The organism is Roseomonas sp. CECT 9278 (assembly GCF_918698155.1).
GTDB lineage: Bacteria > Pseudomonadota > Alphaproteobacteria > Acetobacterales > Acetobacteraceae > Neoroseomonas.
In genome coordinates, this window is record NZ_CAKKLX010000024.1 from 1 (window position 1) to 13714 (window position 13714).

A 13714-nucleotide genomic window follows, 5' to 3' on the forward strand; every position below is an offset into this window, starting at 1 on the left:
CCGGATGGGACGATGGACGGGGTCCCTTGCTCTGGAGCGGGCTCGATCACCCAAGGCCTGCGCGGGCTCCCGTCCACCTCCAGCCTCGCCGTCTCAGGCCGTGACGGCAAGGGGAAGATACAAGGCCCTCAGGCCTTTGGTGGGTGGGGGTCCGGGGGAAGGCAAAGCCCTCCACCGCGCGCCCTCACCCCGCGACTTCCACCCCTGCCTCCAGCCCCAGCACCGCTGCCAGCGCCTCCACGCGCCGCAGCACGCTTTCGCCCGCGAAGACGCCGGTGCCTTCGACCAGGCGCAGCATCAGGCGGCCGCCGCGGCGTTCGATTTCGGTGCCGGCCAGCAGTTCCGGGGTGCCGCCGGACAGTGTGTAGGCCAGGCGCAGTGCGGCGCCGAGGGTTTCGGCCCGGCGCACGGCCGCCACATCGAGCAGCACGCGCGCGGCCTGGATGTAGCTGGCATCGGCGGCCGCTTCGTAGCGCAGCGCGACCGCCAGCGCGAGGAAGGCGCGGGCGTGGTGGTCGAGCCCGACGCCCGGCTGGCGCAGCACGCGGAAGTAGGAATGTTCGGCGCGGTAGTCCGGGTGGTCGTGGCTGCCGATGTCGGAGGTCCAGCACGCGGCAATGCGCAGTGCGGCGTCGGCGGGGGATTCGGTTTCGAACAGCCCGTTGGTCCAGCGGGCCAGGGCGGCGGGCAGGCGCGGGTCGCGGCCGAAGCGGGCGGCAAGTTCCTGTGCCGCGGCCGGCAGCGGGTCGGCCTGGCGGGCTTCCGGCGGCAAGCGGCGGGCGTACCAGCCCTCGCGCAATCCATTGGCCGAGAACACCACGCGGCGTGCGCCCGAGGCACGCAGCAGGCGCCGCAGCACCACGGCGGCCCAGGGCAGGTCCACCACCCGCTTGGTGGGCGCGCCGGGCATGCGTTCCAGCGTGCGGCGGGTGGCGGCCATCACCACGCCGGCCAGGTCGCGCGCTTCCTCGCGCATCAGCACGTAGTGATGCACGATCGACAGCGGATACGCGGTCTGGGCGATGTGCATGCGCGCCAGGGCGCGCCAGGCGCCGCCCACCAGGTACAGGTCGCGGCCGGTCGCTTCGGGCAACCAGGGGATCCGGGCGAATTCCTCGTCGGCCAAGGCGCGGCCGCGCTGGACCTCGCCGCCGGCGCGTTCGGCCAGGCGGATGGCGCCGAGCGGCAGGCTGGCGACGCGCCCGGCGCGGCCATGCGCCAGTTCCACCAGTTCGAGCGACCCGCCGCCGATGTCGCCCAGCACGCCGTCGGCATCCGGGAAGCCGAGCAGCACGCCGTCGGCGGACAGGTGGCCTTCCTCGTCGCCGGTGAGCACGCGGATGCGCAGGTCGGGCAGCCGGTCGCGCAGCGCGGCGATGAAGCTGGCGCCGTTGGCGGCATCGCGCACCGCCGCCGTGGCCAGCACCTCGATCGGGTCGGCGCCCATGGCGCGCGCGACGGTGTGGTAGCGCACCATGACGGTCAGCGCCTGGTCGACCGCTTCCTCGTTCAGCCGCCCGGTGGCGACCAGGCCGCGGCCCAGGCCGAGCACCGCCTTCTCGTTGAAGATCGCGAGCGGGTTGCGGCCATGGCCTTCAAAGACCACCAGCCGCACGGAATTGGACCCCAGGTCCACCACGGCGGAGCGTGCGGCGCGGTGCGGCGCGCCGGCCAGCCCGGCCGGTTCGGTCATGGTGCTGTCCATCGGTTCAGTCCTGCACCACGCGGTCCTGCCGCGGCCGCCGCGGCGTGCCCTTGAGCGCGCTGCCGCGGCCCGAGAGCGACGGGTTGGTCATGAAGTATTCGTGCGCCGACACGCCGTTCTCGCCGGCCTTCAGCCGTGTCCAGCCGCCATCGGGGCGCAACTGCCAGGACTGCATGGTGTCCTTCAGGTTCACCACCATGATCTGGTCGAGGATCTGCGCGTGCACGGTGGGGTTCTCGACCGGCACCATCGTCTCGACGCGCCAGTCCATGTTGCGCGCCATCCAGTCCGCGCTGCTGATGAACACCCGCGCGCGGCGCGAGGGCAGCCGGTGGCCATTGCCGAAGACGCAGATGCGCGAATGTTCCAGGAAGCGGCCCACGATCGACTTCACGCGGATGTTGTCGGACAGGCCCTTCACGCCGGGGCGCAGGCAGCAGATGCCGCGGATCACGGCCTCCACCTTCACGCCGGCGCGCGATGCGGCATAGAGCGCGTCGATCAAGGTCTCGTCGACCAGCGAGTTCATCTTGATCCAGATGGCGGCCGGCTTGCCTTCCTTGGCGAAGGCGATCTCCCGTTCGATCAGCGCCAGCAGCGTCGGGCGGATGGTCAGCGGCGCGAAGGCGAGCTTGTCCATCGTCTCGGGCCGGGCATAGCCGGTCATGTAGTTGAACAGCTTGGCGGCATCGCGCGTGAGTGACGGGTCGGCGGTGAAATACGACAGGTCGGTGTAGATGCGCGCGGTGACCGGGTGGTAGTTGCCGGTGCCGAAATGCGCATACGAGCGCAGCTGCGCGCCCTCGCGCCGCACCACCAGGCTGACCTTGGCGTGGGTCTTCAGCTCGACGAAGCCATAGACCACCTGCACGCCGGCGGCTTCCAGTTCACGCGCCAGGGCGATGTTGCGTTCCTCGTCGAAGCGCGCCTTCAGCTCGACGATGCCGGTGACCGACTTGCCGGCCTCGGCGGCCTCGATCAATGCCTTGGCGATCGGGCTGTCGCGGGTGGTGCGGTACAGCGTCTGCTTGATGGCCACCACGTTCGGGTCGCGCGCCGCCTGGCGCAGGAACTGCACCACCACGTCGAAGGATTCGTAGGGGTGGTGGACGACGATGTCCTTCGCCTTGATCGCCGCGAAGCAATCCCCGCCGAAATCCAGGATGCGTTCGGGAAAGCGCGGCGTATAGGGCGTGAACAGCAGGTCCGGCCGGTCGTCCACGATCATCTGCGTGAGGTCCGACAGGCCGAGCAGCCCGTCCACGATGAACACCTCGCTGCGCTGCGCCTCCAGTTCCTCGGCCACGAAGTCGAGCATGTCGACCGGCGTGGCGGCGGTGACCGACAGGCGGATCGGCCGGCCGCGGCGGCGGCGCTTCAGCGCGGTCTCGTAGGATCGGACCAGGTCCTCGGCCTCTTCCTCGAATTCCACGTCGGTGTCGCGGATCACGCGGAACAGGCCGGTCTCGGCGGGGATGAAGCCGGGGAACAGGCGGTCGAGGAACAGCAGGATCAGGTCTTCGAGCTGCACGAAGCGGATGGCCGGCGCGCCGTCGCGGCCCGGCAGCCGGATGAAGCGCTGCACCTGCGGCGACAGCGGCAGCAGCGCGCGCATGGTGCCGCCATCCTCCTCGCGCACCAGCTTCAGCACCATGCACAGCGACAGGTTCGAGATGAACGGGAAGGGATGCGCCGGATCCACCGCGAGCGGCGTGAGCACCGGAAAGACCCGGTCCATGAACCAGCCTTCCAGCCAGTCGCGATCGGCGGCGTCCAGTTCCGCCGGTTCGCACAGCGTCACGCCGGAGGCGCGCATCAGCCGGCACAGCTCCTGCCAGGCATCCTGCTGGGCGCGGATCAGCGCCTGCGCCTGGTCGTGGATGGCCGCGAGCTGCTGCGCCGGCGTCTTGCCGTCGTGGCTGAACTTGCCGATGCCCGCGCGGTCCTGCCCGACCAGCCCCGCCACGCGCACCGAATAGAATTCATCGAGGTTGGAGGCGGAGATCGCCACGAAGCGCAGCCGTTCCAGCAGCGGGTGGCGCGGATTGGCGGCTTCCTCCAGCACACGCTGGTTGAAGGCGAGCCATGACAGCTCGCGGTTGATATAGCGCGCGGGGCTGCCCAGCAGCGCATCGGCGGCCTCGGGCGCGGTGGCGGCAAGCTGGTCCATGCCGCCAGACTACAGCAGCACGGGTGCGGGCGGGGAGGGCGCGGCGGAAAATGTCTGCGGTCCGTCATCGCCCGGCGTGTCGCCGAAGCCCTCCCACCCGGCCAGGGCGGCGCGCGCCAGCGGGCGGCTGACCGGCGCGCGCGCGATCAGCGCGGCGCGATCGAGCCGTGCCACCGCCTCGGCCAGCGCGGCGGCCTCCCGCGGGAGGCGCGCCAGCAGCCAGGCCTGGACATCCGGCGCCACCCGCAGTTGCCGGTCGGCGAACAGCTTCGCCAGCAGCGCCGCCAGCAGCCCGTCGCCCGGCGGGGCGATGCCGATCGCGGTGATGGCGCGCAGCCGGCTGGCCAGGTCGGGCAACACGACGGGCCAGCGCGACGGCGCCTCGCGCGCCAGCAGCAGCAGGCCCTCCCCGCGTTCGGCGCACAGGTTCACAAGGTGCAGCAGGGCGGTCGGCTGCGGCACCGCATCGGCGTCGTCCAGCACGGTGCCGCCGGCGGCGGGCGGCGGCAGGCCGCGCAGCGCGGGGCCGTCGATCCGCCGCCAGCCGCGCGCCGCGGCGAAGGCGCGCCCCAGATGGGACTTGCCCACCCCCTCCGGCCCGAACAGCGCGAGCCGCCCGGCGGGCCAGCCGTCGGGCCGGTCGAGCCAGGCCAGCGCCGCGGCATTCGACCCATCCTCGAGGATATCGGCGCGATCGCAGGAAGCGACCAGCGGCAGCGGCAGGATGAACTGCCGCGGCGCGCGGGGGGGCGGGGGCATCGGCGCCTCCTACATCCCGGTCCGCGGCGGGTCGAGGTAGAGCGGGCTTTCAAGGTAGCGCCGCAGCCAATAGCGCGCCACCACGCCCAGCGCGGCGGCCATCGGCACCGCCAGCAGCACGCCCAGGAAGCCGAAGGCCACGCCGCCCGCGAACAGCGCGAAGATCACCCAGACCGCGTGCAATTCGACCCGGTCGCCCAACAGGTAGGGGTAGATGACGTAGCCCTCGATGGTCTGGCCGACGATGAAGATCGCGACCACCAGCATCACCTCGTTCCAGGTGCCGAACTGGCCCATCGCCAGCAGCACGGCCGAGGCGAAGCCGGTCAGCGACCCGACATAGGGGATGAAGGTCAGGATGCCCGACATCAGCCCGATGGTCAGGCCGAGTTCCAGCCCCACCAGCTGCAGCGCCACCGCATAGAACACACCGAGCGCCGCGCAGCACAGCAACTGCCCACGCAGCCAGGCCGACAGCACGCGGTCGGTGTCCCGCGCCAATTGCCGCAGCACCGCGGCATTCTTGCGCGGCAGCCAGGATTCGATGCGCCCCAGCATGGCCGGCCAGTCGCGCAGCAGGTAGAAGGCCACCACCGGCACCACCACCACCAGCGTGAACACCTGGAACAGCGCGAAGCCGCCGCCGATCAGCCGCGTCGCGGCGGTCACCACCCAGGACAGCATCGCGCCCGCCTGGTTCACCGCCATGTCGCGCAGGCGCTGGTCGACCATGTCGGGGCCCAGCGTCTCCTCCAGCCGTTGCAGCCCGTCGCGCAGCAGCGTGCCCAGGCCCGCGGCGTAGGTCGGCAGCCGCTGCACCAGGATGCCGATCTGCGCCAGGATCAGCGGGTAGAGCAGCAGCATCGCCACCAGCCCGAGCGCCATCAGCAGGAAGATCAGCGCGAAGGCGCCCATGCTGCGCCGGATGCCGACGCGCGTCAGGCGCGTGGCCAGCGGATCGAGGAAATACGCGATCACCATGGCCAGCACGAAGGGCGTCAGGATGCCCTGGAACAGCCACAGGCTGAACAGCAGCGCGGCGCCGAAGCCCACCAGCAGGCCGGTGCGCTGCGCCTTGGTCGCGGTGCGCGGTGCGGACGGTGCGGGGAAGCGCCCGGCGGCGGGTGGCGCGGCGCGCGGCGGGTCGGTTCGCGCGGGCGGCGCGCCTTCGGCCCGCGTGGGCGGCGTGCCGCTCATGCGCCGCCCCCCGCCGTCAGCCGTGCCGCCTGCACCACATAGGCCGCGCCGGAGGCCAGCGTGGTCACCGCCACCACCACGATCATGCCCTCCAGCAGCCAGGGCGCCGAAAGGTCGAACCCCGCCAGCAGCAGCGCCAGCGCGGCCAGCGCGATCTGCGCGAAGGTATTGGCCTTGCTGACCATCAGCGGGCGGATGCGCGCCGGCATCCCCAGCATCCACAGCGTGATGACGCCGCCCACGATCAGCAGGTCGCGGAACACCACCAGGATCGCCAGCCAGTCCGGCAGCACGCCGATCGCCGCCAGCGTCACATAGACCGAGACCAGCAGCGCCTTGTCGGCGATCGGGTCGAGCAGCGCGCCGACCGCCGATCGCGCATTCCACACCCGCGCCAGCCAGCCATCCACCGCATCCGAGATGCCGGCCCCCACGAAGACCAGGAAGGCGATGTCGAGCCGGTGGCGCAGCATCAGCCAGACCGCCGCCGGCACCGCGCACAGCCGCGCGAGCGTGATGAGGTTCGGCACGGTGAGCAGCCAGGCGCCATGGTCGGCCGGGCCGGCCCCGTCCGGGCGCCCCCCCGGGTCAGGAGCGTCCGCCAAGGCCCACGCGCCAGGCATCGCCGGGCGCTCCGGAGCCGGGGCTCATGGTCAGGCCCTGGCGGGCGAGTTCCTCGGCGGCCACCGCCGGCGGCGCGCGCAGCCCCAGCCGCAGCCGCGCGCGGTCGGTCGAGATCGCCACCACCTCCAGCCGCGCCGTATTGGCCACCAGGCGCCGGCGGATTTCGAGCCATTCGTTGAGCGAACCGTACAGCGCCACGGCCTCGATGGTGGCGGCGGCGGGCCCGGCGGCGACCGGGCGCGGCGGCGGGTCGCCCGGGGCACCGGGAGCGCCGGGCGCGGCCGGCGTGCCGCCCTCCGCGGTGGCGCTGCCGCCGGTGATGGCGCGCACCCGGCCCGGGTTGAAGTTCACCGTGATGCGGCCGGTGTAGCGGGTGGGCGAGGTGCGCTCTTCCTCGATGATGATGGAGGTCACCATCGATTCGATCTGCTGGTCGGACAGCGACCGCGTGACCCCGGCGGCCGAGGCGATGCGATCCCAGGCCGCGCGGCGGCCGGCCACGAAGGCGCGTTCGCGGGCGATCACGCCGTTCTCGGCGGTGGCTTCGGCCGGCACGCCGCGCTGGCTGTAGGACACCGCGGCCGGCGCCTCCTGCGCATGGGGGGCGGCCGGCAGCGCGCAGGCCAGCATCACGGTTGCGAGGATCGCCGCCGCATGGTTCTTTCCGCGCGCCCGCGCGGGGCGGGTCCTGACCGGCATGACCTTCATCATTCCTCATCGACGGCCGGTCGATGGCCGTCCGCATTCCACTCAACAGGCGGCCCAAGGCCGCCCTGCGCCGCGCCGACGCGGCGCCACTGCCCTGCCAGATACCCGATCGGAGGCCGCCCTGACCAGTTCCCCGTCCGCCCCCCCCACCGGCCTGACCTACCGTTCCGCGGGCGTCGACATCGAGGCCGGCGACGCGCTGGTCGATGCCATCAAGCCGCTGGCGAAGTCGACCGACCGGCCGGGCACCATGGGCGGCCTGGGCGGCTTCGGCGCGCTGTTCGACCTGAAGGCGGCCGGCTTCACCGACCCGGTGCTGGTGTCTTCCACGGATGGCGTGGGCACCAAGCTGCGCGTGGCCATCGATGCCGGGCTGCATGCCACGGTCGGCATCGACCTGGTGGCGATGTGCGTCAACGACCTGGTGGTGCAGGGCGCCGAGCCGCTGTTCTTCCTGGATTACTTCGCGACCGGCGCGCTCGATGTCGCCTCGGCCAGGCAGGTGGTGGCGGGCATCGCCGAGGGCTGCCGCATCGCCGGCTGCGCGCTGGTGGGCGGCGAGACCGCCGAGATGCCCGGCATGTATGCCAAGGGCGACTACGACCTGGCCGGCTTCTCGGTGGGTGCCGCGGAACGCGGCGCGCTGTTGCCGCGGGGCGATGTCGGGCCGGGCGACGTGGTGCTGGGCCTGCTGTCGTCGGGCGTGCATTCCAATGGCTTCTCGCTGGTGCGGCGCATCCTGGAGCGCGGCGGTGCCGGCATGGGCGCCCCTGCGCCCTTCGCCGCGGGCCGCACGCTGGGCGAGGCGCTGCTGGAGCCGACCCGGATCTATGTGAAGCCGCTGCTGGCGCTGCATCGCGCCGGGCTGGTCAAGGCGGCGGCGCATATCACCGGCGGCGGCCTGCCGGGCAACCTGCCGCGCGTGCTGCCCGAGGGCACCGTCGCCGTGCTCGATGCCGGCGCCTGGGCGCCGCCGCCGGTCTTCGCCTGGCTGGCCCGCGCCGGTGGGGTCGCGGCCGAGGAAATGCTGCGCGTGTTCAACTGCGGCATCGGGATGGCGCTGGTGGTCGAGGCCGGGAATGCCGAGGCCGCCACGGCGCTGCTGGAAGCCGCGGGCGAGACGGTGCGCCGCATCGGCGTGATCGCGGCGGCGCCCGGCGCGGCGGCCGTGCGGATCGACAACCTGCGCGCCGGCTGGCCGGCGTGACACCAGCCGGCGCGGCGGGCCGCGCGCGTGTGGCGGTGCTGATCTCCGGGCGCGGATCCAACATGGCGGCGCTGCTGGCCGCCGCCGCCGCGCCCGACTACCCCGCCGAGATCGCCCTGGTGCTGTCCAACCGCGCCGATGCGGCGGGCCTGGCCCATGCCGCCGCCCGGGGCGTGCCGACCGTGGTGGTGGAAAGCCGCGCCTTCCGCGGCGACCGCGCCGGGTTCGAGGCGGCGATGGAGGCCGAACTGGCGCGCGCCGGCGCCACCATCATCGCGCTGGCCGGCTTCATGCGGGTGCTGACCGAAGGCTTCGTGGCGCGCTGGGACGGGCGGCTGATCAATGTCCACCCTTCCCTGCTGCCGGCCTTCCCGGGGCTCGACACCCATGCCCGGGCGCTGGCGGCCGGGGTGCGCCTGCATGGCTGCACCGTCCACCTGGTCAGCGCCGGCGTCGATGAAGGCCCGATCCTGGCCCAGGCCGCCGTGGCGGTCCTGCCCGACGACACCGAGGCCAGCCTGGCCGCCCGCGTGCTGGCCGAGGAGCATCGCCTGTATCCCGCCGCCCTGGCCTGGCTGGCGGCAGGACAGGTGCGTGTTTCCGGCGGCATCGCGCGGGTGGATGGGGCGGCTGCGGCGGGCGGCAGCCTCGTGAACCCCTTGCCGGCGGCGCCGGGGCTTTCTAAAGGCTGATGCAGCATCGCGTGGTTGGGGGCGTAGCCGTGGCCGAACAGCAGACCTATGAATTCGTCGAAGTGAAGGCTGGCGACATCCTGGCCGAGCGGCAGGCCGAATGGGCCGGGTTCACGACCTTCATGACCTGGGCGGTCGGCGTGATCGTCGTGTTGCTGGTGCTTCTGTACCTGATCTGGGGCTGAACGCGCCGCTGGCGGCGCGGCGCGCGCCGGTCAGGGCCTGAAGGCACCGGGGCGGCCCAGCAGCCAGCCCTGCAGCGCATCGACCCGCGCATCGCGCAGCGCCCGCATCTGATCGGCCGTTTCGACCGCCTCGGCCACCGTGATCGCGCCAAGGGCATGTGCCATGTCGACCACCGCGCCGACCAGGGCGCGGGAGCGCTCCGCGCCGGGGTCGGTGCCGTCGAGCCCCGCGGTCAAGGCGGGATCGAGCTTCACCGCCGCGAAGGGAATGTCGCGCAGCACCCGCGCCGACCCATGCGCGCCACCGAAATCGTCGATCGCAAGGCTGAGCCCGAGCCCGCGCAACGCCGCGGCGAGCCGGCAGGCCCCCGCCAGGTCCTGGGTGACCGCCGCCTCGGGCAGTTCGAGCGACAGGCCGCGCGGATCGACGCCGGTCGCCTCGATGGCGGCCCTGACCATCGGCGCCGCATGGCCGGTCAGGACGCCGGCCATGGAGACGTTGAGCGCGAGGTACGGCCCGCCGCGCGGCCAGCCCGCGCGCAGCCGGAAGCCATGCACCAGCACCCAGGCATCGAGCGCCACGCCGCGGCCCACCGCCTCGGCCGCCGCGAGTGTCTCGCGTGGCGGGATGGGGCCGAATTCGGGGTGGTCCCAGCGCAGCAGCGCCTCGTAGCCGACCGGGTCCAGCGTGGCGGCGGCGCAGATCGGCTGCAGGTCCAGCCGCAGGCCCGCCCCGCCCGCCGCCAGCGCATCGGCCAGGCGCGCCCCGAGATCCTCGGCCGCGACCCGCTGCGATGCCGCCTGGGGCAGGATGCCGTCCATGCCGTTCCTCCTGGTGCCAGAGCATCAACCGTTCAGACGGAGTCATCTGAACGGGCAAGGATGCTCGCAAAAACAATGCTCTAGAGCCGTTGCCGTGAGCCACAGCGAACGGCGACGGCTCCAGGCCGGCCATCAGGCACCGGGGCGCGTTAACGGCCCGTCAGCGCCGGAATGCACGGACGCGTGCACCAGATCATGGCGCGGCCGCGCGCCGTCGTGCGGGATGGCCCGGCGGGCACGCAGGCCCGCCAGGCAGGAGACCGACATGGCGATCATCAACGGCATCGTGCGTGGCATCATCACCGGCACGATGGACCCGACGCGGGGCGGGCGGATCTTCGTGCAACTGCCCTCGCTGGGCAGCGGCGGCGCCTGGGCCGCGGTCTGCCGGCCGGTGGGCGGGGGCGGTGGGCGCGGCGGCACGCCCGCCGGCGCCCCTGTGGGCGGCGCCGTCTGGGTGGCCTTCGAGAATGGCGACCCGGACCGCCCGGTGGTGCTGGGCCACGCGGACTGACCGCGCGGGCCGACCGCGCGCGGCACGGCCGTGGCCGCGGCGCCGGCGCACAGGCCGGGCCGCGGCGGCGCGTCAGCCGACCAGTTCGGTGCCGGCGAAGAAGTAGGCGATCTCGGCGGCGGCGTTCTCGGCGCTGTCGGAGCCGTGCACGGAATTCGCCTCGATGCTTTCGGCGAACAGCTTGCGGATGGTGCCCTCGGCCGCCTGGGCGGGGTTGGTGGCGCCCATCAGCTCGCGGTTCCTGGCCACCGCGTTCTCGCCTTCCAGCACCTGTACCACGACCGGGCCGGAGACCATGAAGTCCACCAGGTCGTTGTAGAACGGGCGCGCCGCATGCACCTCGTAGAACTTCTTGGCATGGGCGCGCGACATCCACACGCGCTTCTGCGCGATGATGGCCAGGCCGTTCTTCTCGAAGATCGCGTTGATCGCGCCCGTGAGGTTCCGCCGCGTGGCGTCCGGCTTGATGATGGAGAAGGTGCGTTCGATGGCCATGGCGGCTGTCCTCGGGGGTTCTGGAGTCGGGCCGCCGGATAGAAGGGATGGCGGGCGCGCGCAACCCCCGCCACCGGCCGGATGCGGGACCGCCTCGCATCCGGGCCGCGTCAGGCGGCCTGCTGCATCGCCGCCATGTTGATCTCGCGGGCCGCCTTGGTCAGCTTGCCGTCGGCCGCCTTCTCCTCGGCCAGGTTGGCCTCCAGCAGCGCCACGATCTCCGGCTTGCGGCCGGCGCGCGCCCAGGCGATCAGCGCGCCGTAGCGCGCCATCTCGTAGTGCTCGACCGCCTGGGCGCAGGCGATGAGCCCGGCGTCGCGCACGCTGCCGGCCTCGGGCGTGTCGTCCACCAGTTCCACGCATTCCTCGATCAGGCCCTTGATCGCCTCGCAGGTCACGCCCTGCGCGCGGCGGCCGAGCGCGTCGAACACCTGCTGCAGGCGCTCGATCTGGCCCTGCGTCTCGTCGCGATGCGCCAACAGGTCGTCGCGCAGCGCCTCGCTCTCGGCCGCCTTGGCCATCCGCGGCAGCGCCTTCAGGATCTGCCGCTCGGCGAAGTAGATGTCCTTGAGCGTGTGCAGGAACAGGTCGTCGAGAGTCTTCATGGCGGCCATGGGGGGCGCTCCTCGGGGAAGGGTGATGGACGCCGGTGCAACGCCCCGCGCCGGGCCGGGTTGCCTCGGCGGCGGCCGCCATGCGCGCCTGACAAGCCCGGGCCGAGGCGGTAGAAGGCCGCAGCCATGACCGTCCTCGCCATCCGCGACCTGACCATCCGCATCGCCGGCCGCGCGCTGCTGGACGGCGCGAACCTGCAGATCGACATCGGCCGCAAGGTCGGCCTGGTCGGGCGCAACGGCGCGGGCAAGTCGACCCTGCTGCGCGCCATCACCGGCGACTTGCAGCCCGATGGCGGGGAGATCCGCCTGGCGCAGCGCGCCCGCATGGGCCATGTCGCGCAGGAAGCGCCGGGCGGGGATGACAGCCTGCTCGACATCGTGCTCGCCGCCGATACGGAACGTGCGTCGCTGCTGGCCGAGGCCGAGCACACGCCCGACCCGGCGCGCCTGGCGGAGATCCATGACCGCCTGATCGCCATCCGCGCCGACAGCGCGCCGGCGCGCGCGGGGGCCATCCTGTCGGGCCTGGGCTTCGATGCGGCGGCGCAGGCGCGCGCCTCGCGCGAATTCTCCGGCGGCTGGCGGATGCGCGTGGCGCTGGCGCGCGCGCTGTTCACCGAGCCCGACCTGCTGCTGCTGGACGAACCGACCAACCACCTCGACCTCGAAGCGACCATGTGGCTGGAGGCCTGGCTGCAACGCTTCCCCGGCGCCGCCATCGTGGTCAGCCATGACCGCGGGCTGCTGGAACGCTGCGTCGATTCCATCGCGCATCTCGATCAGCAGAAGATCACGCTGTACCAGGGCAACTTCGCCGATTTCGTGCGCATGCGCGCCGAACGCCAGGCGCAGCAGGCCGCCACCAACGCGCGCCTCAGCGCCGAACGCGCGCATATCCAGTCCTTCGTCGATCGCTTCCGCTACAAGGCGTCGAAGGCGCGCCAGGCGCAGTCGCGCCTGAAGGCGCTGGAACGCATGCCGGCGATCGAGGCGGTGGTCGAGGACCACCCGGTCCGCTTCGCCTTCCCCGCGCCCGAGGAGCTCGCGCCCCCCATCCTGTCGCTGACGGGGTGTTCGGTCGGCTATGGCGGGCCGCCGATCCTGCGCGGGCTGAACCTGCGGCTGGACCAGGACGACCGGATCGCATTGCTGGGTGCCAACGGCAACGGCAAGTCCACGCTGGCCAAGCTGATCGCCGGGCGGCTGCAGCCCGAGGGCGGCACCTATTTCCGCACGCGCGCGCTGCGCGTCGGCTATTTCGCGCAGCACCAGGCGGAGGAACTCGACCTCCAGGGCACGCCGCTGACCCACATGCAGGCCGCCCTGCCCAAGGCCACCGAGACCGCCTGCCGGTCGCAGCTCGCGCGCTTCGGCCTCGATGCCAATCGCGCCGATACCCGCGTGGCCGCGCTGTCGGGCGGCGAGAAGGCGCGGCTGCTGCTGGCGCTCACCACGCGCGACGCGCCGCAGCTGCTGATCCTCGACGAACCGACCAACCACCTGGACATCGATGCGCGCGACGCGCTGGTGAAGGCGCTGGCGGATTTCCCCGGCGCCGTCGTGCTGATCACCCACGACCCGCATCTGGTGGAGCTGGTGGCCGACCGCCTGTGGCTGGTGGCCGATGGCGCGGTGACGCCCTTCGACGGCGACCTGGATGACTACCGGGCGCTGCTGGCCGACCGTGCCCGCGGCGGCGCGCGCAACGAGCCCGGCGGGCAGAAGGCCGGCGCGCGGCGCGACCGTGCCGAGACCCGCATCGCGACCGCCCCGCTGCGCGCCCGGGTCAAGGAGGTCGAGGCCGCGCTCGACAAGCTGTCGCGCGAGGACGCGCTGATCAGCAAGCGACTCGCCGACCCCGAGACCTATGCCCGCTTCAAGCCCGAGGACATCACCTGGGCCACCACGCGCCGCGCCGCCATCGCGCATACCGTCGCGCAGCTCGAGGAAGAATGGCTCGACCTCTCGGCGCGCCTCGACGCGGCGTGAGCGGGCCGGCGCGACGTGCCGGGGCCGCCC

The 13714-nt window shown here is 72.8% G+C and carries 14 protein-coding genes; 5 read left to right on the plus strand and 9 right to left on the minus strand.

All coding sequences use genetic code 11. From position 1 onward, the window contains the following. Window positions 1-184: 184 nt before the first annotated feature. The 6 genes from LQ222_RS15780 to LQ222_RS15805 are packed head-to-tail and all read right to left on the minus strand — an operon-like array spanning window position 185 to window position 7154. Window positions 185-1705 carry a Ppx/GppA family phosphatase gene (locus LQ222_RS15780; protein WP_230167787.1) on the minus strand — a complete coding sequence of 507 codons (1521 nt, stop codon included), beginning with the start codon at window positions 1703-1705 and terminating at the stop codon, window positions 185-187. A 4-nt stretch (window positions 1706-1709) separates the two neighbouring features. Beyond that, complete coding sequence (locus tag LQ222_RS15785) at window positions 1710-3875, minus strand: RNA degradosome polyphosphate kinase (protein ID WP_230167788.1); 2166 nt, start codon at window positions 3873-3875, stop codon at window positions 1710-1712. A 9-nt stretch (window positions 3876-3884) separates the two neighbouring features. Next, complete coding sequence (locus LQ222_RS15790) at window positions 3885-4634, minus strand: HdaA/DnaA family protein (RefSeq protein ID WP_230167789.1); 750 nt, start codon at window positions 4632-4634, stop codon at window positions 3885-3887. A 9-nt stretch (window positions 4635-4643) separates the two neighbouring features. Further along, on the minus strand, window positions 4644-5831 hold the full coding sequence (locus tag LQ222_RS15795; protein ID WP_230167790.1) for an AI-2E family transporter: 1188 nt from the start codon (window positions 5829-5831) through the stop codon (window positions 4644-4646). Beyond that, a complete protein-coding gene (locus LQ222_RS15800) occupies window positions 5828-6436 on the minus strand; it encodes a CDP-alcohol phosphatidyltransferase family protein (RefSeq protein ID WP_230167791.1) in 609 nt (202 codons plus the stop codon). Before LQ222_RS15800 ends, LQ222_RS15795 begins: the two co-directional genes overlap by 4 nt. Continuing rightward, a complete protein-coding gene (locus LQ222_RS15805; protein WP_230167792.1) occupies window positions 6420-7154 on the minus strand; it encodes a hypothetical protein in 735 nt (244 codons plus the stop codon). The genes LQ222_RS15800 and LQ222_RS15805 overlap by 17 nt, the downstream gene beginning before the upstream one ends. 130 nt (window positions 7155-7284) lie before the next feature. Here LQ222_RS15805 and purM point away from each other — a divergent pair, with 130 nt between their 5' ends. The 3 genes from purM to LQ222_RS15820 all read left to right on the plus strand — a co-directional run bounded on the left by purM (window position 7285) and on the right by LQ222_RS15820 (window position 9247). After that, window positions 7285-8370: a phosphoribosylformylglycinamidine cyclo-ligase gene (gene purM / locus LQ222_RS15810; protein ID WP_230167862.1), complete on the plus strand. Its 1086-nt coding sequence runs from the start codon at window positions 7285-7287 to the stop codon at window positions 8368-8370. Between the two features lie 62 nt (window positions 8371-8432). Beyond that, window positions 8433-9062, plus strand: a complete 630-nt coding sequence (gene purN, locus LQ222_RS15815) for a phosphoribosylglycinamide formyltransferase (RefSeq protein WP_230167863.1) — start codon at window positions 8433-8435, stop codon at window positions 9060-9062. 11 nt (window positions 9063-9073) lie between these two features. After that, on the plus strand, window positions 9074-9247 hold the full coding sequence (locus tag LQ222_RS15820) for a preprotein translocase subunit SecE (protein WP_230167793.1): 174 nt from the start codon (window positions 9074-9076) through the stop codon (window positions 9245-9247). 30 nt (window positions 9248-9277) lie between these two features. On the opposite strand, the gene LQ222_RS15825 is transcribed toward LQ222_RS15820, so the two are convergent. Next, window positions 9278-10069: an EAL domain-containing protein gene (locus tag LQ222_RS15825; RefSeq protein ID WP_230167794.1), complete on the minus strand. Its 792-nt coding sequence runs from the start codon at window positions 10067-10069 to the stop codon at window positions 9278-9280. A 265-nt stretch (window positions 10070-10334) separates the two neighbouring features. Between LQ222_RS15825 and LQ222_RS15830 the strand changes: the two genes are divergently transcribed. After that, window positions 10335-10583 (plus strand): phage baseplate assembly protein V, encoded by a 249-nt coding sequence (locus LQ222_RS15830; protein WP_230167795.1) that lies wholly within the window; start codon window positions 10335-10337, stop codon window positions 10581-10583. A gap of 72 nt (window positions 10584-10655) precedes the next feature. Here the strand turns inward: LQ222_RS15830 and ndk are convergent, their stop codons facing one another. Together ndk and LQ222_RS15840 are read right to left on the minus strand one after the other, a co-directional pair. Beyond that, window positions 10656-11078, minus strand: a complete 423-nt coding sequence (gene ndk / locus LQ222_RS15835) for a nucleoside-diphosphate kinase (RefSeq protein ID WP_230167796.1) — start codon at window positions 11076-11078, stop codon at window positions 10656-10658. Between the two features lie 110 nt (window positions 11079-11188). Then, complete coding sequence (locus LQ222_RS15840) at window positions 11189-11692, minus strand: ferritin-like domain-containing protein (RefSeq protein WP_230167797.1); 504 nt, start codon at window positions 11690-11692, stop codon at window positions 11189-11191. A 126-nt stretch (window positions 11693-11818) separates the two neighbouring features. Here LQ222_RS15840 and LQ222_RS15845 point away from each other — a divergent pair, with 126 nt between their 5' ends. Next, on the plus strand, window positions 11819-13684 hold the full coding sequence (locus LQ222_RS15845; protein WP_230167798.1) for an ABC-F family ATP-binding cassette domain-containing protein: 1866 nt from the start codon (window positions 11819-11821) through the stop codon (window positions 13682-13684). Window positions 13685-13714 lie beyond the last annotated feature (30 nt).